This window comes from Streptomyces sp. CB03234 (assembly GCF_001905885.1).
In the GTDB taxonomy this organism is placed as follows: domain Bacteria; phylum Actinomycetota; class Actinomycetes; order Streptomycetales; family Streptomycetaceae; genus Streptomyces.
In genome coordinates this window covers 419789-445961 of record NZ_LIYH01000006.1, presented here as the reverse complement: position 1 = coordinate 445961, position 26173 = coordinate 419789, and the positions used below count along the sequence as shown (strand labels likewise).

Annotated in this window: 23 protein-coding genes; 9 read left to right on the top strand and 14 right to left on the bottom strand. The window is 72.0% G+C overall.

Going from position 1 to position 26173, the window contains the following annotated elements:
* Positions 1-14: 14 nt before the first annotated feature.
* A complete protein-coding gene (gene ppc / locus AMK26_RS27750) occupies positions 15-2744 on the bottom strand; it encodes a phosphoenolpyruvate carboxylase (protein ID WP_073757519.1) in 2730 nt (909 codons plus the stop codon).
* A gap of 211 nt (positions 2745-2955) precedes the next feature.
* On the opposite strand from ppc, the gene AMK26_RS27745 reads away from it, so the two are divergent.
* On the top strand, positions 2956-3942 hold the full coding sequence (locus AMK26_RS27745) for an acyl-CoA desaturase (protein WP_073757518.1): 987 nt from the start codon (positions 2956-2958) through the stop codon (positions 3940-3942).
* A complete protein-coding gene (locus AMK26_RS27740; RefSeq protein ID WP_073757516.1) occupies positions 3942-4616 on the top strand; it encodes a TetR/AcrR family transcriptional regulator in 675 nt (224 codons plus the stop codon). Before AMK26_RS27745 ends, AMK26_RS27740 begins: the two co-directional genes overlap by 1 nt.
* A 78-nt stretch (positions 4617-4694) precedes the next feature.
* Here the strand turns inward: AMK26_RS27740 and AMK26_RS27735 are convergent, their stop codons facing one another.
* A complete protein-coding gene (locus AMK26_RS27735; protein WP_079277846.1) occupies positions 4695-5618 on the bottom strand; it encodes a trans-aconitate 2-methyltransferase in 924 nt (307 codons plus the stop codon).
* Positions 5619-5749: 131 nt separating this feature from the next.
* Between AMK26_RS27735 and tamR the strand changes: the two genes are divergently transcribed.
* Positions 5750-6247 (top strand): MarR family transcriptional regulator TamR, encoded by a 498-nt coding sequence (gene tamR, locus AMK26_RS27730; RefSeq protein ID WP_073757514.1) that lies wholly within the window; start codon positions 5750-5752, stop codon positions 6245-6247.
* Here tamR and AMK26_RS27725 read toward each other — a convergent pair.
* The 4 genes from AMK26_RS27725 to galT form a co-directional block, all read right to left on the bottom strand.
* The gene (locus tag AMK26_RS27725) at positions 6206-6991 is read right to left on the bottom strand and encodes a LuxR C-terminal-related transcriptional regulator (RefSeq protein WP_198944173.1); all 786 of its coding nucleotides are present in this window, start codon (positions 6989-6991) and stop codon (positions 6206-6208) included. The genes tamR and AMK26_RS27725 overlap by 42 nt on opposite strands.
* Before the next feature lie 239 nt (positions 6992-7230).
* Complete coding sequence (galK, locus tag AMK26_RS27720) at positions 7231-8373, bottom strand: galactokinase (RefSeq protein ID WP_073757511.1); 1143 nt, start codon at positions 8371-8373, stop codon at positions 7231-7233.
* A complete protein-coding gene (gene galE / locus AMK26_RS27715) occupies positions 8370-9347 on the bottom strand; it encodes a UDP-glucose 4-epimerase GalE (RefSeq protein WP_073757509.1) in 978 nt (325 codons plus the stop codon). Before galE ends, galK begins: the two co-directional genes overlap by 4 nt.
* Positions 9344-10387 (bottom strand): galactose-1-phosphate uridylyltransferase, encoded by a 1044-nt coding sequence (gene galT, locus AMK26_RS27710; protein WP_073757507.1) that lies wholly within the window; start codon positions 10385-10387, stop codon positions 9344-9346. Before galT ends, galE begins: the two co-directional genes overlap by 4 nt.
* A gap of 230 nt (positions 10388-10617) precedes the next feature.
* Between galT and AMK26_RS27705 the strand changes: the two genes are divergently transcribed.
* Together AMK26_RS27705 and AMK26_RS27700 are read left to right on the top strand one after the other, a co-directional pair.
* A complete protein-coding gene (locus tag AMK26_RS27705; RefSeq protein ID WP_073757505.1) occupies positions 10618-12288 on the top strand; it encodes a sodium:solute symporter family protein in 1671 nt (556 codons plus the stop codon).
* Between the two features lie 21 nt (positions 12289-12309).
* Positions 12310-12585, top strand: coding sequence for a hypothetical protein (locus AMK26_RS27700; RefSeq protein WP_073757503.1), 276 nt, complete (start codon positions 12310-12312; stop codon positions 12583-12585).
* A gap of 20 nt (positions 12586-12605) precedes the next feature.
* Here the strand turns inward: AMK26_RS27700 and AMK26_RS27695 are convergent, their stop codons facing one another.
* From AMK26_RS27695 to AMK26_RS27680, 4 genes are all read right to left on the bottom strand, one after another.
* Positions 12606-13298 (bottom strand): helix-turn-helix transcriptional regulator, encoded by a 693-nt coding sequence (locus AMK26_RS27695; RefSeq protein ID WP_073757501.1) that lies wholly within the window; start codon positions 13296-13298, stop codon positions 12606-12608.
* 223 nt (positions 13299-13521) lie between these two features.
* Positions 13522-15297, bottom strand: a complete 1776-nt coding sequence (locus tag AMK26_RS27690; protein WP_073757499.1) for an outer membrane protein assembly factor BamB family protein — start codon at positions 15295-15297, stop codon at positions 13522-13524.
* Positions 15298-15434: 137 nt separating this feature from the next.
* Positions 15435-17330: an outer membrane protein assembly factor BamB family protein gene (locus AMK26_RS27685; RefSeq protein WP_073757497.1), complete on the bottom strand. Its 1896-nt coding sequence runs from the start codon at positions 17328-17330 to the stop codon at positions 15435-15437.
* A 245-nt stretch (positions 17331-17575) separates the two neighbouring features.
* Positions 17576-19390 carry an ABC-F family ATP-binding cassette domain-containing protein gene (locus AMK26_RS27680; RefSeq protein ID WP_073757495.1) on the bottom strand — a complete coding sequence of 605 codons (1815 nt, stop codon included), beginning with the start codon at positions 19388-19390 and terminating at the stop codon, positions 17576-17578.
* Between the two features lie 95 nt (positions 19391-19485).
* Between AMK26_RS27680 and AMK26_RS27675 the strand changes: the two genes are divergently transcribed.
* From AMK26_RS27675 to AMK26_RS27660, 4 genes are all read left to right on the top strand, one after another.
* Positions 19486-20544, top strand: a complete 1059-nt coding sequence (locus AMK26_RS27675) for a hypothetical protein (protein WP_241838092.1) — start codon at positions 19486-19488, stop codon at positions 20542-20544.
* 37 nt (positions 20545-20581) lie between these two features.
* Positions 20582-21211: a lipoprotein gene (locus AMK26_RS27670; RefSeq protein ID WP_073757491.1), complete on the top strand. Its 630-nt coding sequence runs from the start codon at positions 20582-20584 to the stop codon at positions 21209-21211.
* 106 nt (positions 21212-21317) lie between these two features.
* Positions 21318-21605, top strand: coding sequence for a hypothetical protein (locus AMK26_RS27665; RefSeq protein WP_073757861.1), 288 nt, complete (start codon positions 21318-21320; stop codon positions 21603-21605).
* On the top strand, positions 21602-21994 hold the full coding sequence (locus AMK26_RS27660; protein ID WP_073757489.1) for a hypothetical protein: 393 nt from the start codon (positions 21602-21604) through the stop codon (positions 21992-21994). Before AMK26_RS27665 ends, AMK26_RS27660 begins: the two co-directional genes overlap by 4 nt.
* Before the next feature lie 12 nt (positions 21995-22006).
* Here the strand turns inward: AMK26_RS27660 and AMK26_RS27655 are convergent, their stop codons facing one another.
* The 4 genes from AMK26_RS27655 to AMK26_RS27640 form a co-directional block, all read right to left on the bottom strand.
* A complete protein-coding gene (locus tag AMK26_RS27655; protein WP_073757488.1) occupies positions 22007-22906 on the bottom strand; it encodes a 4-(cytidine 5'-diphospho)-2-C-methyl-D-erythritol kinase in 900 nt (299 codons plus the stop codon).
* Positions 22903-23766 (bottom strand): 16S rRNA (adenine(1518)-N(6)/adenine(1519)-N(6))-dimethyltransferase RsmA, encoded by an 864-nt coding sequence (rsmA, locus tag AMK26_RS27650; protein WP_073757486.1) that lies wholly within the window; start codon positions 23764-23766, stop codon positions 22903-22905. The genes AMK26_RS27655 and rsmA overlap by 4 nt, the downstream gene beginning before the upstream one ends.
* A complete protein-coding gene (locus AMK26_RS27645) occupies positions 23763-25202 on the bottom strand; it encodes a ubiquitin-like domain-containing protein (protein ID WP_443333192.1) in 1440 nt (479 codons plus the stop codon). Before AMK26_RS27645 ends, rsmA begins: the two co-directional genes overlap by 4 nt.
* Before the next feature lie 97 nt (positions 25203-25299).
* Positions 25300-26169, bottom strand: a complete 870-nt coding sequence (locus AMK26_RS27640) for a TatD family hydrolase (protein ID WP_073757485.1) — start codon at positions 26167-26169, stop codon at positions 25300-25302.
* Positions 26170-26173 lie beyond the last annotated feature (4 nt).

Here is a 26173-nt window from a genome sequence, read left to right as displayed (position 1 = left end):
CCTGTCCGTGCGCGTCAGCCGGTGTTGCGGAGGCCCGCCGCCACGCCGTTCACGGTCAGCAGCAGCGCCCGCGCGAGCAGCGGGTCGGGTTCCTCGCCGCGCTCGACGGCGGCCCGCTGGCGGGCGAGCAGCGCGACCTGGAGGTAGGAGATCGGGTCCAGGTAGGCGTCGCGGATGGCGAAGGTCTGCTGGAGCACCGGGTTGGAGTCGAGCAGCTTCTCGCCGCCGGTGATGCGCAGGACCTCGCTGACGGTCAGGTCGTGCTCGGCCTCGATGTCGTCGAAGACGTGCCGGAGGTTTTCGGGGACGAGCGTCTCGACGTAGTGGCGGGCGATCCGCAGGTCCGTCTTGGCGAGGGTCATCTCGACGTTGGACAGGAAGTTGCGGAAGAAGTGCCACTGCTCGTACATCTCGTCGAGTACGGGGTCGAGGCCGGCCTCGCGCAGTGCCTTGAGGCCGGAGCCGACTCCGTACCAGCCGGGGACGATCTGCCGTGACTGGGTCCAGCCGAAGACCCACGGGATGGCCCGCAGCCCGTCGAGCGAGACGCCCGAGCCGGGGCGGCGGGAGGGCCGCGAGCCGAGGTGCAGGTCGGCGAGCTGGTCGACGGGTGTGGAGGCCAGGAAGTACGTCGGCAGGTCGGGGTCCTCGACGAGCTTGCGGTACGCGGTGTGGGCGGCGTCGGAGACGACGTCCATGGCCGCGTCCCAGCGGGCGAGGGCCTCGTCGGACTGGCGGGGCGCGGTGTGCAGGGCGGAGGCCTGCAGCGTGGCGGCGACCGTCAGTTCCAGGTTCTCGCGGGCGAGCGAGGGGATGAGGTACTTGTCGGAGATGACCTCACCCTGCTCGGTGACCTTGATCTCGCCCTCGAGGGTGCCCCAGGGCTGGGCGAGGATCGCGTCGTGGGAGGGGCCGCCGCCGCGGCCGACGGTGCCGCCGCGGCCGTGGAACAGCCTCAGCCGGACTCCGTAGCGGTGGGCGACGTCGCGCAGCCTGCGCTGGGCGCGGTGGATCTCCCACTGGCTGGTGGTGATGCCGCCGAACTTGGAGGAGTCGGAGTAGCCGAGCATGACCTCCTGGACGTCGCCGCGCAGCGAGACCAGCCTGCGGTACGACGGGTCGGCGAGCATGTCGTTGAGGATGACGTCGGCGGCCTTGAGCTCGTCGGTGGTCTCCAGCAGCGGCACGATGCCGATCTTGGCCCAGCCGGCGTGCAGGTCGATCAGTCCGGCCTCGCGGGCGAGGACGGCGGCGGCGAAGACGTCGTCGGCGCCCTGGCACATCGAGATGATGTAGGACTCGATGACCTCGGGGCCGAAGCGCTCGAAGGCTTCCTTGACGGTGTGGAAGACGCCGAGGGTCTTGGTGCCGACGGCGTCCAGCGGGGCGGGGGTGGGGGCCAGGGGGCGGCGGGAGCGCAGTTCCTTGGCGAGCAGCTTCTGCCGGTAGTCGCGCGGCATGTCCGCGTACCGCCAGGACTCCTCGCCGAGGCGGTCGAAGAGCTGGCCGAGGGCGTGGTGGTGGGCGTCGGCGTGCTCGCGGACGTCCATGGTGGCGAGCTGGAGGCCGAACGCGGTCAGGGTGCGGATGGTGCGGTCCATGCGGCCGTCGGCGAACAGGCCGCCGCGGTGCTCGCGCAGGGACGTCTGGATCAGGGTGAGGTCCTCGATCAGCTCGGCGGTGCCGAGGTAGTCGCGGCCTTCCTGGTGCGCGGTGCCCTTGGCGAGGCGTTCGCGGGTGTTGACCAGCTTCTGGCGGATGCAGGTGGCCTTGAGCCGGTAGGGCTCCTCGGCGTTGAGGCGCTTGTAGCGGGGGCTGATCTCGGGGAGCCGCTCCAGGTCCTGCTGGAGGGAGTCGAGGAGCTCCTGGGTGGCGCCGGCGTAGCGGATGGAGTTGGACAGCTGGCTGCGCAGGTGGTCGACGAGCTCGATGGCGTCGGTGATGCCGTGCTCGTGCTGGAGGATCAGCACGTCCCAGGTGACGGCGGGGGTGACGTTGGGGTTGCCGTCGCGGTCGCCGCCGATCCAGGTGCCGAAGGTCAGCGGGCGGGTGCCGGGGGGCAGCTCGACGCCGACGCGCTCCAGCTCGGCGGCGAGGTCCTCCAGGACGTCGCCGACGGCGCCGGCGTGCAGCTCGTCGAGGTAGTAGATCGCGTTGCGGGCCTCGTCGGTCGGCTCGGGGCGTACGACGCGCAGCTCGTCCGTCTGCCAGATCAGGTCGATGGACTCGGCCAGGCGCAGGTCGTGGCGGCGCCGGTCGGAGGCGATGACCGGGGTTTCGAGCAGCTCGGCGACGCGGCGGAGCTTGTTGAGGACCGAGCGGCGCGCGGCTTCGGTGGGGTGCGCGGTGAAGACGGGGCGGACGTTGAGGTGCTTGACCGTCTCGCGTACGTGCTCGGGGTCGCCGTCCTTGAGCATGTCGGCGGTGCGGGCGAGCAGGCCGCCCTCGGCGGCGCGCCTGGCGCGCAGCTCCTTGCCGCGGTGGACCTGCTCGGTGACGTTGGCGAGGTGGAAGTAGGTGGAGAAGGCGCGCACCAGCTTGGCGGCGGTCTCCAGGTCGGTGTCGCCGAGCAGCTCGGCGGCGGCCTCGCCGTTCTCGCGCGTGAGGTGGCGGACCTTCTCGACGAGCTCAAGAAGCTCGGGTCCTTCCTGCCGTACGAGGGTCTCGCCCAGCAGGTCGCCCAGTCGGCGGATGTCGGCGCGCAGCTCGGCGCTGGCGGAGGGGGTCTGGTCGGCACTGCTCACAGGTGCGGCTCCTTGCAGTGTTTGAGCACGTCTGGAGGGGTACTGGAGGCTGCGGACCGCGCTGTCCGACGACAACCAGGATAGGTGCCCCTTCTGGCGGGCCGTCCGCAGGCCTCTTGCCGCGTGCCGAACCGCTGCCATACTTACGTCGCCGTAGGTTACGGAACCGTAGCCACTGCTTCCGTTGTATCCCTCACCCCCAGGGGACTCCATGACCACTAGCTCCGACGTGCTCGAGACTTCGGACCCGCCCGCTTCCGCTTCCCCGGACCTGCCTCTCGCCACGCTCGGCGGGGACAGCAAGCGTTCGATCGAGCAGATCACGCTGCTGCTGTTCATCACGGTGCCCTTCCTGGCCCTGCTGGCGGCGGTGCCGCTGGCCTGGGGCTGGGGTGTGAGCTGGCTGGATCTGGGGCTGATGGTGGCGATGTACTACATCGGCTGCCACGGCATCACGATCGGCTTCCACCGCTACTTCACGCACGGTTCGTTCAAGGCGAAGCGGCCGCTGCGGATCGCGCTGGCGATCATGGGGTCGCTGGCGGTGGAAGGACCGCTGGTGCGCTGGGTGGCGGACCACCGCAAGCACCACAAGTTCTCGGACGCGGAGGGCGACCCGCATTCGCCGTGGCGGTTCGGTGAGACCGTACCGGCGCTGATGAAGGGCCTGTGGTGGGCGCACATCGGCTGGATGTTCGATGAGGAGCGTACGCCGCAGGCCAAGTACGCGCCGGATCTGATCAAGGACCCGGCGATCCGGGCGATTTCGCGGCAGTTCATCGGCTGGACGGTCCTGTCGCTGGCGATCCCGCCGCTGGTGGGCGGTCTGGTGACGATGTCGTGGTGGGGGGCGTTCACGGCGTTCTTCTGGGGCTCGCTGGTGCGGGTGGCGCTGCTGCACCATGTGACGTGGTCGATCAACTCGATCTGCCACGCGGTGGGCAAGCGCCCGTTCAAGTCGCGGGACCGTTCCGGGAACGTGTGGTGGCTGGCGGTGCTGTCGTGCGGTGAGTCGTGGCACAACCTGCACCACGCCGACCCGACGTGTGCACGTCACGGCGTGATGCGGGGGCAGATCGACTCCAGCGCCCGGCTGATCCGCTGGTTCGAGAAGCTGGGCTGGGCGTACGACGTGCGCTGGCCGACCGCCGAGCGGATCGAAGCCCGACGCCAGGACCGCGCCGCGAACGCGGCATGATGGACGGTGTGGCGATCGACGGCAGTGGCACCAGCAGCAGCGACAAACCCAGGCGCGGGCGCCGGGTCCGGATGACGGGCGCGGAGCGCCGGCAGCAACTGCTCGACATCGGCCGCACACTTTTCGCCGAACGGGGGTTCGAGGGCACATCGGTGGAGGAGATCGCCGCGAAGGCCGGGGTCTCCAAGCCGGTGGTGTACGAGCACTTCGGCGGCAAGGAGGGCCTGTACGCGGTCGTCGTGGACCGTGAGATGCGCCAGCTGCTCGACATGGTGACCGGCGCCCTGACGGCCGGGCATCCGCGCGAGCTGCTGGAGCAGGCCGCGTTCGCGCTACTCGACTACATCGAGACGTACACGGACGGTTTCCGGATCCTGGTGCGGGATTCGCCGGTCGCGCAGTCGACGGGCACGTTCGCGTCGCTGATCTCGGACATCGCCACGCAGGTGGAGGACATCCTGGGCCTGGAGTTCAAGGCCCGGGGCTTCGACCCGAAGCTGGCCCCGCTCTACGCCCAGGCGCTGGTGGGGATGGTGGCCCTGACGGGCCAGTGGTGGCTGGACGCCCGCAAGCCGAAGAAGGCGGAGGTCGCGGCGCACCTGGTGAACCTGGCCTGGCACGGGCTGGACGGCCTGGAGCCCAAGCCGCGCCTGATAGGGCACCGCAAGAGCTGACCGCGTCGGGGCGCGCTGCGCGGATGCGCGGCGCGCCCCGACGCGGGCGTATGGCAGGCGTCGCCGTTAAGTGGGGCGTCACCCCGTCGGCCCCTGGGCCCCGGTGGCGCCCGTACCCGGCGTGGCGCCCGCCCCCGTACCCGACGTGACGCCCGCTCCCGCGCCCCGCGTGGCGAGCTCGCCCCGCGTGGCGACCGCGAAGACGCGGCGGAACGGGAAGACCGTGCCGTGCGGGCCCGGCGGATAGGCCTTGCGCAGCAGGTCCCGGTATTGGGCGAGGAATTCCGCGACCGCCTCGTCGTCACCGTCCAGGGCGGTGAGGACCGGCCGCAGCGCGGTGCCCTTCACCCAGTCGAGGACGGGGTCCTCGCCCTGGAGGAGCTGGGAGTAGACCGTCTCCCAGACGTCCACGGTCAGGCCGAGGTCGGCCAGCCGGGTGAGGTAGTCGGCGGCCTCCAGGATGTGGACGAAGCGGCGGCCGTGACCGGTGAGGCGGGCCCGCCACTGCGGGGTCTCGCACAGTTCGCCCAGGAGCGCGTGGCTGGGCGAGGTGAAGTTGGCGGGCACCTGGAAGGCGAGGGTTCCGCCGGGGACGAGTCCCTCGGTCCAGGCGGGGAACAACTCGGGATGGTTGGGCACCCACTGGAGCGCCGCGTTGGAGATGATCAGGTCGTACGGCTCGTCCGGTGTCCAGTGCGCGGCGTCGGCCGGGCGGAAGTCGAGCCAGCCGCCGCCCTGGGTGGTGCCGGCGTAACTTTTCTTCGCCTGTTCCAGCATCTCGGGTGAGAGGTCGAAGCCGGTGATGCGCGCGTCGGGCCAGCGGTCGGTGAGCAGTGCGGTGACATTGCCGGGGCCGCAGCCGAGGTCGGCGATGCGGGGAGAGCGGCCCTCGGTGGTGGCGGGCAGCTCGGGTATCCGGGCGAGCAGGTCGAGGAACGGTCGGGTGCGGTGCGAGGAATGGCGCAAGTACTGCTGTGGATCCCAGATTGGTGCGGAATACATGTTCGAGCCCCCTTGCTGGAACGGAGTACCGAAGCGGAACAGAGTCCCGGCCCCGTCATGCCCAATGGTCCAGGTGAATATTTCTTGACGTCAAGAGACTTCATGTCGACAGATCCCCTACACTGATCGCCATGGAGGACGAGGTCGACCGACTGGTCGCTGCATGGCGCCGCGAGCGCCCCGACCTCGACGTGGAACCGCTCGAGGTGCTCAGCCGCGTCTCCAGGCTGGCCCGCCACCTCGACCGGGCGCGCAGGCTCGCCTTCTCCGAGCACAACCTGGAGCCCTGGGAGTTCGACGTCCTCACCTCGCTGCGCCGCGCGGGAGCCCCGTACCAGCTCTCCCCCGGTCAGCTGCTCACCCAGACCCTGGTCACCTCCGGCACCATGACCAACCGCATCGACCGGCTCGCCAAGAAGGGCCTGGTGGAGCGGCTGCCCGACCCCAGTGACCGCCGCGGCGTGCTGGTCCGCCTCACCCCCGAGGGCCGCGACCGCGCCGACCAGGCGCTCGCCGGCCTCCTCGCCCAGGAACGGGCCATCCTCGCGGAGCTCTCGCGCGCCCAGCGCGCCGAACTGGCCGCGCTGCTACGCCAGCTGACCGCCCCGTTCGACAACATCCCCGGCTGACCCGGGCCCGAGGTCGGCCGGCCCCACACCCGCCCGGCGGGCCAGCGCCACCGCCGCCAGCGTGGAGTGCACGCCCAGCTTCCCCAGCACGTTCTGCATATGCGTACGCACCGTGTGCGGGGACAGGAACAGCCGGTCGGCGACCGCCTTGCGGCCCAGGCCCGCCACCATGCAGCGCAGCACCTCCCGCTCGCGCGGGGTGAGCGACTCCACCAGCCGCTCGCTCTCGGTGCGGTGCTTGCGCGCGGCCGTCAGCTCCCGCAGCACCCCGGTGAGCAGCGCGGGCGGCAGATGCGTCTCGTCGCGCAGTACGCCGCGTATCACCGTCAGCAGCCGCTGCAGCGAGCAGTCCTTGGCGACCCAGCCCGAGGCGCCCGCCTGGAGGGCGAGCGCGGCCCGGCGCGGGTCGTCCTTCTCGGCCAGCACGACCGTACGCACCTCCGGCCGGCCCTCACGCACCCCGGTCACCAGGGAGATGCCGTCCACGACACCCTCCCCGTGGTCCGGTACGGCGCGGGCGACCGCCGGCGCGGCCGCGGCCCCCAGGTCGGCGTCGACCAGCAGCACATCGAACCTGCGGCCCTCGGCCGCCGCCCGGTCCAGGCAGCGCAGCGCGGCGGGGCCGCTGCCGGCCGCCGCGACGTCCACGTCCGGCTCGGCCGCCAGAGCGGCGGCGAGCGACTCGGCGAAGATGCGGTGGTCGTCCACCACCAGAACCCGGATACGGACCACTGACACCCCCATGTGTCGAGAAGCGGAGCAGCTGCGGGTACGGCGCCCGGAGCCCGAGGTGGCCAGTGGTCGCACGGCCGCCGCCGTGCAGTGACTGTTACCCCCGCCCCGGGCGTCGTACCCGGCTGTCTCGCCCCCTGATCAACACCGGCCCCCACCGGTGCTGTGCATCAGAGTACGGCGGGGCGGCCGGAGGGGTGGGCGACTTCCGCAAACTCACCTGTACTGGTGGGCAGACGGAAGCCGTCCGCTCAGCCGACGCGGCGCGCCCCCGCCGACGGCACCGCCGGGAACACCCGCGGCGCCGTGTACCCGGCCGCCGCGAACGCCTCCCCCACCGCCTTGGTCACCGTGTCCGCGTCCACCGCCTCGGCCAGCACGATCGCGGAGCCGCCGAACCCGCCGCCCGTCATCCGCGCGCCGAGCGCCCCGGCGGCGGTCGCGGCCGACACCACCAGGTCCAACTCCGGGCACGACACCCGCAGGTCGTCGCGGAGGGAGGCGTGCCCCTCGGTGAGGACCGGGCCGACCGCCCGCACGTCGCCCGCGTCCAGCAGGGCGATCGTCCGCTCGACGCGGTGGTTGTCGGACACCACGTGGCGGACGTAGGAGCGAACCGTTTCGTCACCCAACCGCCGCAGGTCACCGGGCAGTTGCACATACCCGACGTCGCGCAGCGTGCGCACGCCGAGCGCCCGCGCGCCCGCCTCGCACCCGGCGCGCCGCTCGGCGTACGCGCCGTCGCCGAGCGCGTGCTTCACCCGGGTGTCGACGACCAGCAGCGTCAGCCCCTGGGCGGCGAGGTCGAACGGCACATGGCGCATGGTCAGGTCGCGGGTGTCGAGGTACAGGGCGTGACCCTCGGCGCAGCACGCCGACGCCATCTGGTCCATCACCCCGCACGGGACGCCCACGAACGCGTTCTCGGCCCGCTGGGCGAGCACGGCCAGCTGCCGGGCGGTCAGCCCGAGCCCGTACAGGTCGTTGAGGGCGAGCGCGGTGACGACCTCCAGGGCGGCCGACGACGACAGCCCGGCGCCCGTGGGGACGGTGGACGCCAGGTGGATGTCGGCGCCCGTGACGGCGTGGCCCGCCTCGCGCAGCGCCCACACCACCCCGGCCGGGTAGGCGGCCCAGCCGGTGTCGGCGAGCGGCTCCAGGGTGTCGACGCCGAGCTGGACCACGCCCTGGTCGGTGTCGGCCGAGTGGACGCGCAGCTGCCCGTCATCCCGCCGGGCGACCGCGGCGACCGCGGTGTGCGGGAGCGCCAGCGGCATCACGAAGCCGTCGTTGAAGTCGGTGTACTCGCCGATCAGGTTGACCCGGCCGGGCGCGGCCCACACGCCTTCGGGGGCGTACCCGTACAGCTGCTGGAAATCCTCCGCGACGCTCATGCCCCCGCCTCCGCCTCTGACGCCTTCGCGAACTCCCACGCGTCCGCCACGATGCCCGCCAGGTCGGGCCGTGCCGGCTTCCAGCCCAGCCGCTCCCGCGCGGTGGCGGCGGAGGCGACCAGCACCGCCGGGTCGCCGGCGCGGCGGGCGGCGACGACCTCGGGCACCGGGTGGCCGGTGACCTTCCGTACGGTCTCGACCACCTCGCGGACCGAGAAGCCGCTGCCGTTGCCGAGGTTGCAGATCAGGTGCTCGCCGGGCACCACCGCGTCGAGCGCCAGCAGGTGCGCCTCGGCGAGGTCGGCGACGTGGATGTAGTCGCGTACGCAGGTGCCGTCGGGGGTCGGGTAGTCGTCGCCGTACACGGAGATCGACGCCCGCTCGCCGAGGGCGACCTGGAGGACGAGGGGGATGAGGTGGGACTCGGGGTCGTGGCGCTCGCCGTACTCCCCGTAGGCGCCGGCCACGTTGAAGTAGCGCAGCGAGGCGGCGGCCAGGCCGTGTGCGGCGGCCTCGCCGGTGATCATGTGGTCGACGGCGAGCTTGGAGGCGCCGTAGGGGCTGGTGGGGGCGGTGGGGTCGGTCTCGGTGAGGGGGGTGGAGACCGGCTCCCCGTACGTCGCGGCCGTGGAGGAGAACACCAGGCGGCGTACGCCCGCGTCGCGCATCGCGGCCAGCAGCGCCACCGTGCCGCCGACGTTGTTCACCCAGTACTTCTCGGGGTCGGTGACGGACTCGCCGACCTGGCTGAACGCGGCGAAGTGCAGGACGCCGTCGTAGGAGCCGTCGAGGTGGCGGGCGGCGTCCTGGATGCGGCCCTCGATGAAGTGCGCGCCCGCCGGGACGCCCTCGCGGAAGCCGGTCGACAGGTCGTCGAGGACGGTAACCTCGTGCCCGGCCTCGAGCAGATGGGCGGCGACCACACTGCCGACGTAGCCGGCCCCGCCGGTCACCAGATATTTCCTGCTGCTCACGTGGTCGCTACCTCTCGCAGTCGGCGGGCCGCGGCCTCCGGCGGCACGTCATTGATGAACACGCTCATGCCGGATTCCGAGCCCGCGAGGAACTTCAGCTTGCCGGAAGTGCGGCGGATGGTGAAAAGCTCGAGATGCAGGGCGAAGTCGTCGCGCCCTGGGTCGGCGAACGGCGCCTGGTGCCAGGCGGCGATGTACGGCGTCGGCGGCTCACCGTCCCCGAAGATCCGGTCGAAGCGCCTCAGGAGTTCCAGGTAGACCTGGGGGAACTCGGTGCGCGCGTCCTCGTCCAGCGCCCGGAGGTCGGGTACGCGCCGCTTGGGGTAGAGGTGCACTTCGTACGGCCAGTGCGCGGCGTACGGCACGAAGGCGATCCACTGGTCGCTCTCCAGGACCACCCGTTCGGCGTCGGCGCGCTCGCGCTCGACGAGGTCGTCGAAGAGGTTGCGGCCGGTGGCGGCGCGGTGGGCGGCGGCGGAGCGCTGCATCAGCGCCGTACGCGGGGTGGTGAAGGGGTAGGCGTAGATCTGGCCGTGCGGGTGGCCGAGGGTGACGCCGATCTCGGCGCCCCGGTTCTCGAAGCAGAACACCTGCTGTACGCCCGGCAGCTCGGCGAGTTCCGCGGTGCGGTCGGTCCAGGCCTCCAGGACGAGGGCGGCCTGCTCCTCGGTGAGGTCGGCGAACGAGGCGTCGTGGTCGGAGGTGAAGCAGACGACCTCGCAGCGGCCGGAGTCACCGGCGAGGGAGGGGAAGCGGTTCTCGAAGACGACCACGTCGTAGTCGCCGTCGGGGATCTCGCTGAGCCGGCCGTCGCGGGAGGGGCACAGGGGGCATTCGTCGGCGGGCGGGTGGTAGGTGCGGGCCTGGCGGTGCGAGGCGATGGCGACGGAGTCGCCCAGCAGCGGGTCGTGGCGGATCTCCGAGGTGGTGGAGATGGGGTCGAGGGGGCGCTGGTCGACGGCGTCGCGTACGACGTCGTCCCGGGAGTCGTAATAGACCAGCTCCCGGCCGTCGGCCAGCCGGGTCGACGTTTTCTTCACTCGCGGACTCCTCGGACGCCTCACACAGACCCAACAGAAACAAACATAACCAACCACAGCCCAACAGCACCCGTCAACGCCCCTCACACAGCGGATCAGCAAGCGCTTGCTCCTGACATTTCACCTCACCCGATCACAATCAAACAAAGAAAACGAACAGAAGTGTTCAGATCATGAACGTGGAGGCGTAGGTTCCGGCCTGATCAGTTCACGCGACGAAGCGAGTACTCATGCATTACCTGGCCGACGGGCTCCGGCTCCCCACCAACGGGCTCGATTACACGATTCTGGCGATCTACTTCGCCGTGGTCCTGGGCATCGGCTTCGCCGCACGGGCGAGCGTGAAGACCAGCCTCGACTTCTTCCTCTCGGGCCGCTCCCTGCCCGCCTGGGTCACCGGGCTGGCCTTCGTCGCCGCGAACCTCGGTGCGACGGAGATCCTCGGCATGGCCGCGACCGGCGCCCAGTACGGTGTGGCCGTCGTCCACTGGTACTGGATCGGCGCCATCCCCGCCATGGTCTTCCTCGGCCTGGTGATGATGCCGTTCTACTACGGCTCCAAGGTCCGTTCCGTACCGGAGTTCCTACTCCAGCGGTTCGACAGGCCGGCGCACCTGCTCAGCTCCGTGCTGTTCGCCTTCGCCGCCATCCTCATCGCGGGCGTCAACCTCTACGCCCTGTCGATCGTCGTCGAGGCGCTGCTCGGCTGGCCGCAGTGGGTCTCCATCGTCGTCGCCGGCTTCTTCGTCCTCGCGTACATCACCGTCGGCGGCCTGTCCTCGGCGATCTACAACGAGGTGCTGCAGTTCTTCGTCATCCTCGCCGCGCTCATCCCGCTGACCGTCCTCGGCCTGAAGCGGGTCGGCGGCTGGGACGGCCTGACCGGCTCGCTGGAGAAGAGCCACGGCTCCGACTTCCTGACCGCCTGGGGCGGCACCGGCATCGGCGACCCCAACCCGCTGGGCGCCAACTGGCTGACCATCGTCCTCGGCCTCGGCTTCGTGCTCTCCTTCGGCTACTGGACCACCAACTTCGCCGAGGTGCAGCGCGCCCTGTCCGCGAAGAACCTGTCGGCCGCCAAGCGCACCCCGCTGATCGCCGCCTTCCCCAAGATCTTCATCGTGTTCGTGGTGATGATCCCCGGCCTGGTCGCCGCCGTCCTCGTCCCCAAGATCGGCACGGCGGGCTCCGACCTCACCTACAACGACGCCATCCCGCTGCTGATGCAGGAGCTGCTGCCCAACGGCGTGCTGGGCATAGCCGTGACCGGTCTGCTGGCCGCCTTCATGGCCGGCATGGCGGCCAACGTGTCGTCGTTCAACACCGTCTTCACCGCCGACATCTGGGCCAAGTACGTGGTCAAGGGCCGGGACGACACCTACTACCTGCGCTTCGGCCGGCTCATCACCGCGATCGGCGTCCTCGCCTCCATCGGCACCGCCTTCCTCGCGGCCAGCTTCTCCAACATCATGGGGTACCTCCAGACCCTGTTCTCCTTCTTCAACGTGCCGATGTTCGTCGTCTTCATCATCGGCATGTTCTGGAAGCGCGCCTCGGTCAAGTCCGGCTTCTGGGGCCTGATCGCGGGCACGGTCGCCGCGATGGTGAACTACTTCGTGATCTACAAGCAGGGCGTCATCGCCATCCCCACCGACCAGGGCGCCAACTTCGTCTCCGCGATCGTCGGCTTCGTCGCCGGCGCGGTGGTGATGGTCGCCGTCACGCTCTTCACCGCCCCCAAGCCCGAGGCGGAGCTGGCGGGCCTGGTGTACGGGACGAGGTCGCCGGGCATGGAGGAGGCGCCGTCCGAGGGCGACGACGCCTGGTACCGCCGTCCCGCCCTGCTGGGCTGGGGAGCCGTCGTCCTGGCCGCCGCCTGCTACCTGCCGTACTCCTTCTGACCGCCCCGGAGGCACCGACCCATGTCCGAACTGCAGCGTGAAGTCTCCGAGCTGGAGAAGAAGTCCGCCACCGCCGCCCGCCTCTTCGACATCCGGCGCATCATCGGGGGCCTGTTCACGGTCTACGGGATCATCGTCACCGTCGCCGGGCTCACCGCGTCCGACGCGGACCTGGAGAAGGCCGTCGGCGTCAACATCAACCTCTGGACGGGCCTGGGCATGCTCGCCCTCGGACTGTTCTTCCTGATCTGGCTGCGGCTGCGCCCGATGGCCCCGCCGACGCCGCCCGGCGAGTAGGCACCGGGGGCCGGACCGTCTCAGACGGGGTCCGGCCCCTTCGGCGCCCCTGACGCCGCCCGCTCCAACAGCCCCGTACGGGCGGCGAGCGCGGCCGCCTCCAGCCGGGACCCGACCCCCAGCTTCATCAGCACCCGCTGCACATGCGTACGCGCGGTGCTCGGCGCGATGTTCATGCCCGCCGCGATCAGCCGGGTGTCCTCGCCCTCCGCGACCCGCACCAGCACCTCCACCTCGCGCGGCGTGAGCATCCGCAGCAGCCGCTGCCCCTCGTCGTCCGGCTGCGCGGCCGGGTTGAGCAGCTCGGTGAAGGCGCCCTGGAGCAGCTGCGGCGCCACCGCCGCCTCGCCCGCCCTGGCCTTCAGCATGGCGCGCTCCACGCCCTCGATGCGCTCGTCATGGCGTACGTAACCGGAGGCGCCGGACGCGAAGGCCGCCGCGATCCCGCGCGGGGACGGCACCGGCCCGAGCACCACCACGGCCACCTGCGGGCGCTCCCGTTTGATCGTCACGATCGGGTCGAAGGCCCCCGGCTCGGCCGGAGCGGCCGTCCCCAGCAGGCAGACCTCGGGCGCCCTGCTCACCACCAGCTCGGCCGCGCCCGCCGTGGGCGCGGTGGCCGCGAGCACCCGGTGCCCGCGCAGTTTGAGCGCCGAGGCGAGTGCCTCGGCGAGCAGTCGGTGGTCGTCGACCACCATGAGCCGCACGCCCATCGAGCAACCCCCCATCCCCCTGGGGCCGGCCCCCCGCCGCCCCCAGCACTGTTGACCCGGCAAGCTACACGCTTGTTCGACGTCGCGCGCCCCCTACTTGTCAGAAGCCCCCCAGAATGTCGAATTCTTCGTCAAACAGGGCTACATGCGGCTCACGAAGTGGACGGCCCGGCGCGTCGGGGAAGCCGATGCGCCGGGCCGTCCAGGGGGGTGGGGGTGCCACTCAGTGGGTGCTGAACGCCATCGCCAGGTACTCCTTGGTGTCGGTGGAGGTACTCGGCTCGTCGAACATGTAGTCCGCGATGAACAGCCTGCCGTCGGCGTACCGGATCTCCGCGGTGTCCAGGACGAAGGACTGCTCCGCGCGAACGACGGACTCGTCGGACGGGTTCTCCAGCAGGACGGTCTGCTTGAAGGTCCCGCCGTCGATGCTGACGACCTGTCCGCCCTTGTCGTAGGGCGCCTTCTTGTACGCGATGATGTTGCCGCCGTCCATCCGCAGCGGGAACATCGAGTACCGGTCACCCGCGTCGGCCTTGTCGGTGGTCGGCTTGCCGGTGGTGAGGTCGAAGGACACGATCTCGTTGGTGTCGCCGTAGTCGCCGCCTCCCTCGTGGTCCTCGGTGGCCACGTAGAGCCGGTTGTTGCCGACGACCGCCTTGGTGCACACCTCCACGCCGGACGATTCGCACTCCGCCGCGTACCGCTCGCCGTTCGCCGAGATCTTGACCTTGAGCTTGCCGGTCTTCTCGTCGAGGGAGAAGAAGTCCGAGATGCCCGAGCCGTCACCGGCGGTGTCACCGACGTCGGCGGCGACGACCAGCGGCTTGGTGGAGATCACGCCCGCACCGTCCACACCGGCGGGCATCTTGTACGACGAGATGGGGGCGCCGGTCTTCGGGTCGAGGTTCTGGATGAACGTGTCCGGGGTGTCGATGGGACCGCAGAGGCGCACCGCGACCAGGGCGTCGCCGCCGCCGTAGCCCCGGTCCTCGCACTCCTCGGCGTTGACCTCGGGCTTCCACAGGAGCTTGCCGGTGGCCAGGTCCCAGGCCGCGCCGCCGTCCGTGCCACCGGCCGCGACGGTCGTGCCGCCGATCGTCACCTCGTCGAACCCGGCCTTGCTGTCACCGGAGTCGGTGCCCGTGACGGACTTGCGCCACAGCAGTTTGCCGGTGGCCAGGTCGATGACGCCGACCTCCGTGCAGGGCTGGTAGTTCTTCGGCGGCACGCGCTTGGCGGGCTCGAAGACGATGGCGGTCTTGTTGTCCTTGACGTGCCGGGAGGCCGCGCAGACCTGGCCGGGCAGCGGGGTGGTCCACAGGGGGGTGCCCTTGTCGATGTCGTAGCCGACGACCGACTCGACGCCGCTCTTGACGTACGCCTTGTCGGTGATCCAGGAGCCGGTCACATCGGTGAGGTCCGTGACCTTGGGCAGCGGCAGCTGGAACGCCACCTTGGCCTGGGTGTTGGCGGGCACCTTCTCCTTGCCGCCGCCGTCCGGGGCCGTGTTGCCGCCGCCCCCGGTGGTCTCGGAAGACCCTCCCTTGGCGTTGTTCGAGGGGTCGTCCGTCTTGGAGCCGGCGTACCAGATACCGGCGCCGATGATCAGGACCACGGCGACGGCCGCGGCGATGATGATCTGCGTCTGCGCGGACAGCTTCTTGCGCCCGCCGCTCTGCGGCGGCACCGGCTGCTGCGTGGGGGCGGTGGGGTAGCCGTACCCACCGGGCTGCTGGTAGCCGGGAGGCTGCTGGTAGCCGTACCCGCCGGGCGCCTGGCCGGGCGCCTGTGGGTAGCCGTAGCCGGGGGGCTGGGCGGGGGGAGGCGTCTGGGGTGGCTGGGGGGTCTGGGGCGCCTGGGGGTATCCGTACGCCGGGTTCTGCGGCGGCGGGGCGGGCGCGCCGAAGCCTCCCGGCGGGGGGTCCTGCGGGGCGCCGAAGCCACCCGAGGGGGGCTGGTTGGGCGGCTGGTTCGGCGGCGGCGGTGGCTGCGTCATGGGGTACGTACCTCTGAAGGTCTGGAAAAGGACATCGGGTTGAGTGCGTCGGACGTCAGGACGCGGTCACGGGCCGAAGGCCGCCGTGACCACCACTTCCCGCGCGTCGCCCAGTTGCCGTGGAACTGGGCCTGCCGTCACTTGCCGAAGGCCATCATCGTCTTCGTCTGCTTCTCCTCGGCGTCGTTGCGCGCGCTGACGCGGCCGCTGGCGATGAAGAAACGGCCATCGGCGTACGCGTACCGCGGCGAGTAGAAGTCGCTCTCGATCTTGGCCGTGGACGCCGGGTGCTGGAGCAGCACCTTCGGGCTGCCGCCCGTCGGAGCGAGGGTCGCGACGGCACCGCCGCGGTCCCAGGAGCCCTCCATGTACAGCAGGACGTCGCCGCCCTCCATGCGCAGCGGCGTCATCGTCCGCTGCGGGCCCGCGGGAGCGCGCCACTTGGGCTTGCCGGTGTCCAGGTTGAACGCCACGACGTCATTGGTGCCGTTGGTGAGCTGGGTGGGCACCGTCGACATGTAGAAGGTGCTCGCGTCGGCGGCGACCCCGACGCAGCCCTGGAGGTTCTCCGCGAGGACGACGAAGGAGCCGCCGCACTTGGGCTGGAACTTGTCCTTGCCGCCGTCGAGGGTCGAGCGGAGCTTGCCCGCGTCGGTCAGCGCGATGATGCTCCACTTCTCGGTCTCGCGGTTCTCGGTGGAGACGACCAGCGGGCTGACCGAGAAGACCTTGGTGACCTCCCAGTTGGCCGGCAGCTTGTACGTCCACTTCGGCTTGCCGGTCGTCGGGTCGACCTCGCTGAGCTCGTGCTGGGACTTGTCGTAGTCACCCGTGCGGCAGCTGGCCGCGGCGATCAGCTTCGGCCCGCCCGCGAAGGCGAACGGCTGACAGTCGGAGTCGGGCTTGCCGAACAACTGGCTGCCGTCGGCCAGGGAGAAGCCGTACGAGTTGTTGGTGGCGGAAGCCGTCACGGTGTTGCCGCTGATGGCGAGCGTGATCTCGGACAGCGAGCTGAAGCCGGAGCCCTTGGGGACGGGCTTCTTCCAGCCCGCCTTGCCGGTCTTCAGGTCGATCTGCTGGAGGACCGTGCAGTCGGCCTTCTCGCCGGCCGTGTCATTGACGCCGATGACGATGGTGCCGGCGGCGGACGGCTCGACCGGGGCGGCGCACACCTCGGTGGTGAACGGCACCTCCCACTTCTTCTTGCCGTCGGTCACCGAGTAGCCCACGACGCTCTTGTACATCGCCTTGACGACGGTGTCGCCGACGACCCACGGGCCGTACACGTCCGCGCCGTTGCGCGGCAGGTCCACGTCGTTGGTGTTCAGCCACTCGACCTTGGCCTCGCCCTTCTTGCGCCCGGCGTTCAGGTCGTCGTTGGCCTCGCGGCCGCCACCGCTGCCGTCGCCCTCGTCGACGTCGCCGGAGCCGGTCGGGTTCGGCGCGGCGCTGGAGCCGCCCTTGGCGTCGGGCTTCTCGGGGTCGGTGTCGTCACCGCTGAGGGCGAGGTACGTGCCGCAGCCGATGACCAGCAGGGCGGCGACGGCCGCGCCGATGACGGCGGCCGGCTTGCCCTTGAAGGGGCCGCTCCTGCCGGCCGGCAGCGGCGTGGGCGCGCCGGGGTACTGCGGCTGACCGGGGTGGCCGCCGTAGGGGTTGGGCTGCTGGCCGTACGGTCCGGGCTGCGCGCCGTACGGGCCCGGCTGCGGCGGCTGTCCGGGAGCCTGCGGGTAGCCGTACCCCGGCTGGCCGGGAGGTGCCTGCGGGTACCCGTAACCGGGCGCGGCGGCGGGCGGCTGTCCCGGCTGGCCGACGGGCGGCTGGGGCGCGCCGTAGGCGGGGCCGGGCGGCGTCTGCGGCGGCACCGGGGGATGGCCGGCGGGCGGCTGCGGTGTGCCGTAACCGGGTGCGGCGGCCGGGGGCCGGCCCGGCTGGACGGGAGGCGTCTGCGGAGCCTGGGGAGGCTGCTGGTGCGGGTCCTGCGGAGACCCGAAGCCCCCCTGCGGCGGTTGCTGGCTGGGCGGCTGACTCATCAGCGCTTCCCCCTTCGTGCGGCCCGCTGCCCGACCGGCCTCCCCCGCGATTCCGGCGCGCACGTACCGCCGGAAAGGAGCGAATCGGACATGGATTCCGCAGTGTTACGTGAGTCGAGCGGGGCTTCTTTCTATCACTCGGCACCGACACGAAACGGGCCGGTCCGCCCCTGTACCCAAGGGAGGACCGGCCTGTGATGCCCTCGTTACCCGCTCTCCACGCCTTCGCCACGTACCCCTGAGGGTCAGGCGTCTTCGGCGAGTTCCAGCCAGCGCATCTCCAAGTCGTCGCGCTGTGCCGCCAGTTCCCGGAGCTCCGCGTCCAGTTTCGCCACCTTCTCGAAATCGGTGGCGTTGTCGGCGATGCGGGCGTGCAGCGTGGCCTCCTTCTCGGAGACCTTGTCGAGCTGGCGCTCGATCTTCTGCAGCTCCTTCTTCGCGGCTCGCGCGTCGCCCGCCGACCTCTCCTTGGCGGGCGCGGAAGCGGAAGCGGACGCGGCGGCCGGTGCGGGGGCGGCCGTCTCGATCATCTTCTGGCGCCGCTCCAGGTACTCGTCGATGCCGCGCGGCAGCATCCGCAGCGTGGCGTCGCCGAGCAGCGCGTACGTCTTGTCCGTCGTCCGCTCGATGAAGAACCGGTCGTGGGAGATGACGACCATCGAACCGGGCCAGCCGTCGAGGAGGTCCTCCAGCTGCGTGAGGGTCTCGATGTCGAGGTCGTTGGTCGGCTCGTCGAGGAAGAGGACGTTCGGCTCGTCCATCAGCAGCCGCAGCAGCTGGAGTCGGCGCCGCTCACCACCGGACAGGTCGCCGACCGGCGTCCACTGCTTCTCCTTGGTGAACCCGAACTGCTCGCACAGCTGCCCCGCCGTCATCTCCCGGCCCTTGCCGAGGTCGACGCGGTCGCGCACCTGCTGGACGGCCTCCAGGACGCGCAGCGTGGCCGGGAGTTCGGCGACGTCCTGCGACAGGTACGCGAGGCGCACCGTCTTGCCGACGACGATCCGTCCGCCGGCCGGCTGCGCCTCGCCCTGCGTGGTGGCGGCGTCCGCGAGGGCGCGCAGCAGCGACGTCTTGCCGGCGCCGTTGACGCCGACGAGGCCGATGCGGTCGCCGGGGCCGAGCTGCCAGGTCAGGTGCTTGAGCAGCACCTTGGGACCGGCGGTGACGGTCACGTCCTCCAGGTCGAAGACGGTCCTGCCGAGCCGGGCGTTGGCGAACTTCATCAGCTCGCTGGTGTCGCGCGGCGGCGGCACGTCGGCGATCAGCTCGTTGGCGGCCTCGATGCGGTAGCGCGGCTTGGAGGTACGGGCGGGGGCTCCGCGCCGCAGCCAGGCCAGCTCCTTGCGCATCAGGTTCTGCCGCTTGGTCTCCTCCGTGGCGGCGATGCGCTCACGCTCGGCACGGGCGAAGACGTAGTCGGAGTAGCCGCCCTCGTACTCGTGGACCGCCCCGCGCTGCACGTCCCACATCCGCGTACAGACCTGGTCGAGGAACCAGCGGTCGTGGGTGACGCAGACGAGCGCGGAGCGCCGCGCCTGGAGGTGGCGGGCGAGCCAGGCGATGCCCTCGACGTCGAGGTGGTTGGTCGGCTCGTCGAGGACGATCAGGTCCTGCTCGGCGATCAGCAGCTTGGCGAGCGCGATCCGGCGCCGCTCGCCACCGGACAGCGGCCCGATGACGGTGTCGAGGCCCTGCGGGAACCCCGGCAGGTCGAGCCCGCCGAACAGCCCGGTCAGTACGTCCCGGATCTTGGCGCTGCCGGCCCACTCGTGGTCGGCGAGGTCGCCGATGACCTCGTGCCGCACGGTGGCGGCCGGGTCGAGCGAGTCGTGCTGCGTGAGCACCCCGGTCCGCAGCCCGCCGCTGTGCGTGACCCGCCCGGAGTCGGCCTCCTCCAGCTTGGCGATCATCCGGATGAGGGTGGTCTTGCCGTCCCCGTTGCGGCCGACGACACCGATCCGGTCCCCCTCCGAGACGCCGAGGGAGACACCGTCGAGCAGGGCACGGGTGCCGTACACCTTGCTGACTGCCTCGACATTGACGAGGTTGACTGCCATTTCACTCCTGTGCAGGGGGACGGGCCGACCTACCAGGGTAGCCGCCACGGGCGGTGCGGTAGCGTGCGGCGGTCGATCATGGACGGGGGTCCGGTGTGACGGACACGGCATGGGCGCGCTTCCGGGGGCGCCGACGGGTGCGGCGCACCGCTTTGTGGACGGCGGCGGTCGTGACGGTGGCGGGCGGTTACTTCTGGCTCTCCGGCGGCTACGACGCCTGGCGCCACGACCGGGCGCTGGACACCGTGTGCGAGGGGGACCTGGCGGCGGAGCAGGTGCGGGCACTGTTCCCGGACGTCGAGCTGCGGTCGCACGGCGGTGACGACAAGGACGGGGACTGGTACTGCGAGGCGGCCACCGCCGACGTGGAACGGGACGGCAGGGGGCGCGTCAGCGTCGAGATCGACCGCGCGGACGGATCGGAGCCCCGGTCCGACGGCGATGGCGGCGCGGTGCCCCTCGGGCACGGCTGGACCGGCTTGTTCGACTTCGGCGGCGACCGCGACAGTACGGTCGTCCGCACTGGGGTCGCCTCCGTGCTGGTGGACTGCGGGAAGGGCTCCGGGGACGGGCTGCTGGCGACCGCCCGTGCCCGGCTGGCGCGCGGCGGCGACTTCCGGGACTCCGCGGCACGGGTGCGGCTCGCCGCCGTGCTGACGGAGACGGTGACGGCGTACGCCGAGCGGACCGGCTGCGACGCCCGTACCGGCTCGCCGGTGAAGGACGTCGCGGTGCCGGTGGACCGGCTCGCCGAGCCGGTCGCCCGGGCCTCCGGGACGTGCGCGGACCTGGTGGACCCGGCGACCGCCCGCGCCTGGGACGTACGGACGGTCGCGGAGCACCCGCGTACCCCCGCGCCCGTGGAGACGTGCAGGCTGGACGGCCCCGACGGGACGCCCCTGTACCACTTCACAGCGCTGTACGGCCCGTTCGCCCGCTACGAAAAGCCGCAGAGCCGCACCGACACGGACGGCACTCCCCGCCTGACGGCGGTCTGCCCCGGAGCGGGGGCCACCGCGCTGTACACGGCGTTCCCCTACTCCGCCGCCCCGCGGGAGGGCGCGACTCCGGACCCCGCCGGGCTGCGTGCCGCGCTGAAGCGGTTCGCGGACCGGTCGGCGGCCGCACACGGGTGTTCCGCACCGGTGCGGTAGCGTGCGGCGGTCGATCAAGCTCAGGGGTGGGGTTGTCATGGGGCGGTACGGAGTCGCGCGGGGCGTTGTCGTGGCGGTGGCCGTCGGGGCGGGGCTGGTGGGGTGTTCGTCGGAGCCGGTGCCTGCGAACGCGGCGGGGGCGGAGCCGAGCGCCACGGCCACGGCTACGGCTACGGCGGTCAAGGGGGTCGTGATCGGTGGCAAGGGAACGCCGTGCGTGCTGCCCGTGTCGTTCGAGACGGCGCCGAAGTGGACGGCGGAGGCGGTGACGACCGAGTTCGGGACGCTCGACCAGGGGCCCGTCGCGCTGGCCTGCGAGATCGACGCGAAGCCCGCCGGGAACATCGGCTTCCTCCGCGTCTGGACCGGCGACGCCAAGGCCGGCGGCACGCCGCGCGCGGTGCTGGAGGGGTTCGTCACGGCCGACGAGAACGCGGGCCAGGCGCGGTACAGCGAGGTCACGGCGGGGGCGCTGCCCGCCGCCGAGGTGACGTACACCGTCAAGGGTGAGTCCCAGGACGGTCCGAAGACGGAGCGGGCGCTCGCGGTGACCACGCCGCGCGGCGCGGTCGTGGTGCACCTGGGTGGCCTGGACTCGGAGGAGCACCGGGAGATGCTCCCGGCGTTCGAGCTGGCGAAGAAGACCATGGCCGTGACGGCCGGCTGAGTCCTGGCGGCCACCGGGCAACGTCAGCGGGCCGGCGTCTGCAGGGCCATGGCGATCCCGCGCCATCCGGTACACCAGCGGTGTACCGCCGGTGTACCGTGGCGTCATGGCCGACTCCACGATCAAAGTGCCCGACACCACCCGGGACCACCTGGCCGCGCTGGCCCGTGAACGCGGCACCACGATCGGGGCCCTGGTCGCGGAGCTCGCCGCGTCTCAGCTCACCGCGGCGCAGCTGCGTGAACGCGTGGAGGAAGGCCGCCGCATCATGCGCGAGCGGATGAACTGCACGCTCACCGACGAGGAGTTCGACGCGACGCCGCACGCACTGGAGCGGGTGTACGAGATCGCGGCGGAAAACGCCCGTCGGGCCGCCGAGGGCAACGCCGCGTGATCATCCTGGACACGTCCGCGGTGGTCGCTCTCGCGCGCGGGCACCGCACGCTCCAGCGTGTCGCCGACAATGCCAACGCCTCTCCGTTCCGGCACCTCCAGGTACCGGCCCTGTGCCTGCTGCAGGCGGAGGTCGACGACGAGTCGGCGGGAGACGCCGCGCTCGCGTTTCCCGGCATCGACGTCATCCCGCTCGACACCGTGGCCTCCGTGACCGTCGCGAGGATGGTGCGCGGCGGCCTGGGCGGACCCGACGTCTGCCACGCTCTCTACGCCGCCCTGCCCGCCCCGCACCGGCCGACCATGGACCTGATCCTCACCGGTCGCGAAGACCTCTACCCGCCCGGGACCGTGACCGTGGACATCGACGACGAACGTCTCGAGGACTGACGGCCCACGCCGTCACACCACGGTCGCTCCCGGCGCCGGCGACGACGCCACCCGGGCCGTGCGGCAGGTGCCCGAGGAGAGCAGGGCGTCGGCGACCGTACGGGCCGCGTCCTCGTCCTTGACCAGGAACGCGGTCGTCGGGCCGGACCCGGAGACCAGGCCCGCCAGGGCGCCCGCCTCCGTGCCGGCCGCCAGCGTGGCGGCGAGCGACGGGCGCAGGGAGAGGGCCGCGGGCTGGAGGTCGTTGGCGAGGGCGCCCGCCAGCAGCGCGGCGTCGCCGGTGCGCAGCGCGTCCAGCAGGGCGGGCGAGGCCGCCGGGGCCGGGACGTCCGTACCGGCGACGAGCCGGTCGAACTCCCCGTACACCGCGGGTGTCGACAGCCCGCCGTCCGCGACCGCGAACACCCAGTGGAACGTGCCGCCCACCTCCAGCGGCGTCAGCCGCTCCCCGCGCCCGGTGCCCAGCGCCGCCCCGCCGACGAGGCTGAACGGCACGTCGCTGCCCAGCTCGGCGCAGATGGCCAGCAGGTCCTCCCGCGAGGCGCCCGTGCCCCACAGGGCGTCGCACGCCAGCAGCGCGCCCGCGCCGTCCGCGCTGCCGCCCGCCATGCCGCCCGCGACCGGGATGTCCTTGGCGATGTGGAGGTGGACGTCCGGGGAGACGCCGTGCCGCTCGGCGAGGGCGAGCGCCGCCCGGGCCGCCAGGTTGGTGGCGTCCAGCGGCACCTGGTCCGCGTCCGGGCCCGAGCAGGTGATCCGCAGCTCGTCGGCGGGGGTCGCCGTCACCTCGTCGTACAGCGAGACGGCGAGGAAGACATTGGCCAGGTCGTGGAAACCGTCGGGCCGCGCGGCGCCCACCGCCAACTGGACGTTGACCTTCGCCGGGACTCGTACGGTGATGCTCTCGGTCACGCTGACTTGGCCTCCGCGATGCGTGCGAACTCTTCCACGGTGAGGGACTCGCCCCGCGCCTGCGGGGAGACCCCGGCGGCGACCAGCGCCGCCTCGGCGGCCGCCGGCGAACCGGCCCAGCCGGCCAGCGCGGCGCGCAGCGTCTTGCGGCGCTGGGCGAACGCGGCGTCGACGACCGCGAAGACGTCCTTCTTGGACGCCGTGGTCTTCACCGGCTCCGGGCGGCGCACCAGGGAGACGAGGCCCGAGTCGACGTTCGGGGCGGGCCAGAAGACGTTCCGGCCGATCGCGCCGGCCCGCTTGACCTCCGCGTACCAGTTGGCCTTGACCGACGGCACGCCGTACACCTTGTTGCCGGGCCGCGCCGCCAGCCGGTCGGCGACCTCGGCCTGGACCATGACGAGGGTCCGCTCGATGGTCGGGAAGCGGTCCAGCATGTGCAGCAGGACGGGCACGGCGACGTTGTACGGGAGGTTCGCCACGAGCGCGGTCGGCGGCGGTCCCGGCAGCTCCTGGACGTGCATCGCGTCGGAGTGGACGAGCGCGAAACGGTCCTTCTTCGCGGGCATGCGGGCGGCGATCGTCGCCGGCAGCGCGCCCGCCAGCACGTCGTCGATCTCGACGGCGATCACCCGGTCCGCCGCCTCCAGCAGCGCCAGGGTCAGCGATCCGAGCCCGGGTCCGACCTCCACGACGACGTCGTCGGGGCGGACCTCCGCGGTGCGGACGATGCGCCGGACGGTGTTGGCGTCGATGACGAAGTTCTGGCCGCGCTGCTTGGTGGGGCGTACGCCCAGCGCGGCGGCCAGTTCACGGATGTCGGCGGGGCCGAGGAGGGCGTCGGGATCAGTGGTGCTCACCGATACAGCCTACGGCCGCAGTGCGGCCACGGGGTCGGCCCCCGCTGCACGTAGAGCTTCTTCGCCCGGTATGTCTGTTCGGAGGCGGGGGCGTCCTGGGCGGCGCCGCTGCCACCGAGGGCACGCCAGGTGCCGGGGTCGAACTGGTACAGCCCGCCGTACGTCCCCGACGCGTCGACCGCGTCCGGGCGGCCGCCCGACTCGCACTGGGCGAGGGCGTCCCAGTTCAGGTGGTCGGCGCCCGCGACGGAGGTGGGCATCGGCTTGGTGCCGACCAGCACCAGCCGGTCGACCGGCTCCCGTACGACCTCCTCGGCGATCCTGCGGGGCTTCTGCCTGACGCCGTTGACCGTGCGGAGCGCGTAGGTGACGCGGCGCGCGCCCTGCCGCCCCTGACGTTCGACGACCTCGGTGCCGGTGTAGAGGGTGGGGTCCTCGACCTTTTGCACCCCGTACGGGATGGGCTCCTCGCGGACCTCCTGGCCGGCGGTGATCCGCATGACGGTGATCGTCTGGCCGTCGCGCGGGAAGCTGCCGGGCGGCACGGAGGTGGTGTCCTGGCCGCGGAGGGTGATGCCGGCCTGTTCGACGGCCTCGCGGACGGTGGCGGCGTTGGTGCGGATGGTGCGCTCGCGGCCGTCGGCCATGAAGGTCACGGTGCGTTCGGTGCGTACGTCGAGGGCGAGGCCGCGCCGCGAGATGGCCGCGGAGCGGGACACCGACAGGTAGGCGCCCTCCGCGCGGACGCCGAGGGCGCGCAGCGCCTCGTCGACGGTGCGGGCGGTGGTCCACACGCGGCGGCGCTGCCCGTCGAGGGTGAGCGTGACGGGGCGGCCGTAGCGGAGGACGACCTCGTCGCCGCTGGCGAGCGCCTCGTGCGGGGCCGGCGCCACGAGGTCGTGCTCGCCGACGTCCAGGCCCTCGTCGGCGAGGAGCTCGGAGACGTCGTCGGCGAAGGTGTGCATGGTGCGCGGTACGCCGTCGACGCTGAGCCGCACGGCCTTGTCGTTGGCGACGAACGCGGTGGTGCCGCCGGCGAGGAACGCCACGACGAGGGCCTGCGGGACGAGCCGCCGCAGCCCTTCGGGGCCGCCCGTCCCGGCCGCTTTGCGGCGGCGGGCGGCGCGGCGCGCCTCGGCGCGGCCCCCGGTGGCCACCGCCGGGAGGGTGGGCGCCTCGGGGTCGACGCGGGATGTGCGGGCCCCTTGGCGGGGCAGCGACCGGTACATGGCGACCGGCGCGGGGGCGGGCGCGGGTACCGGCTCGGGGAAGGGGGCCGTGGTGGTGGCCGCGGCCCCTGACGGCGCGGCCGCCCATGTCTCGTACGTCGCGGGGACTTCGGCGCATGCCTCCCGCCCGGCCGCGGGCGCGGGCGTCCCGGAGGCGCGGCGGCCGCCTCTGGTGGCGGCGCGGTGACTGCCCTGGGAGTTGCTCACGAGGCCCGGACCCTAGCGGAGGGGCGGTCACTCTCCAAAGCAACTCGACTACGCAGTGTCGCGCCGCTACCCTACGCGGCACTCCGCCCGTTATCGGTCAGTAATCAAATGCTCGCGCGGTGTTGACGGCGATCGCGGTCGACATGGCCTCCTCGTCGATCCCCCGCACCCCGGCCATCGCCCGGACCGTGATCGGAACGAGATACGGGGCGTTGGGCCGTCCGCGGTACGGCACGGGCGTCAGGAACGGCGCGTCCGTCTCGACGAGGACGAGGTCCAGTGGGGCGACGGCCAGCGCGTCGCGCAGCGGCTGGGCGTTCTTGAAGGTGACGTTCCCCGCGAAGGACATGAAGTACCCGGCTTCGGCGCAGATCCGGGCCATGTCGGCGTCGCCGGAGTAGCAGTGGAAGACGGTCCGCTCGGGGGCGCCCTCCTCGGCGAGGATGCGCAGGACGTCGTCGTGGGCGTCGCGGTCGTGGATGACGAGGGCCTTGCCGTGCCGCTTGGCGATCTCGATGTGGGCGCGGAAGGACCGTTCCTGGGCGGCCATGCCCTCCGGTCCCGTACGGAAGTGGTCCAGGCCGGTCTCGCCGACGGCCTTGACCTCGGGCAGCGCGGCGAGACGGTCGATCTCGGCGAGCGCGTCGTCGAGCGCCGCGTCGCCGCCGCCCTCGCGCGCCCCCTGCCGCGACCACCCGTCGGGGTCCCCGAGCACGATGCGCGGCGCCTCGTTGGGGTGCAGGGCGACCGCCGCCCACACGGGGTCGTACGCCGCGGCCGTCTCCGCGGCCCAGCGGGAGCCCTTGAGGTCGCAGCCCACCTGGACCACCGTGTCGACGCCGACGGCGGCGGCCTTGGCGAGGGCCTCCTCGACGGTGCCGGCCTGCATGTCCAGGTGGGTGTGGGAATCGGCGACCGGCACCCCGAGGGGCTCGGGCAGCGGCGGCGGGGCGTCCTTGGAACTCATGCCC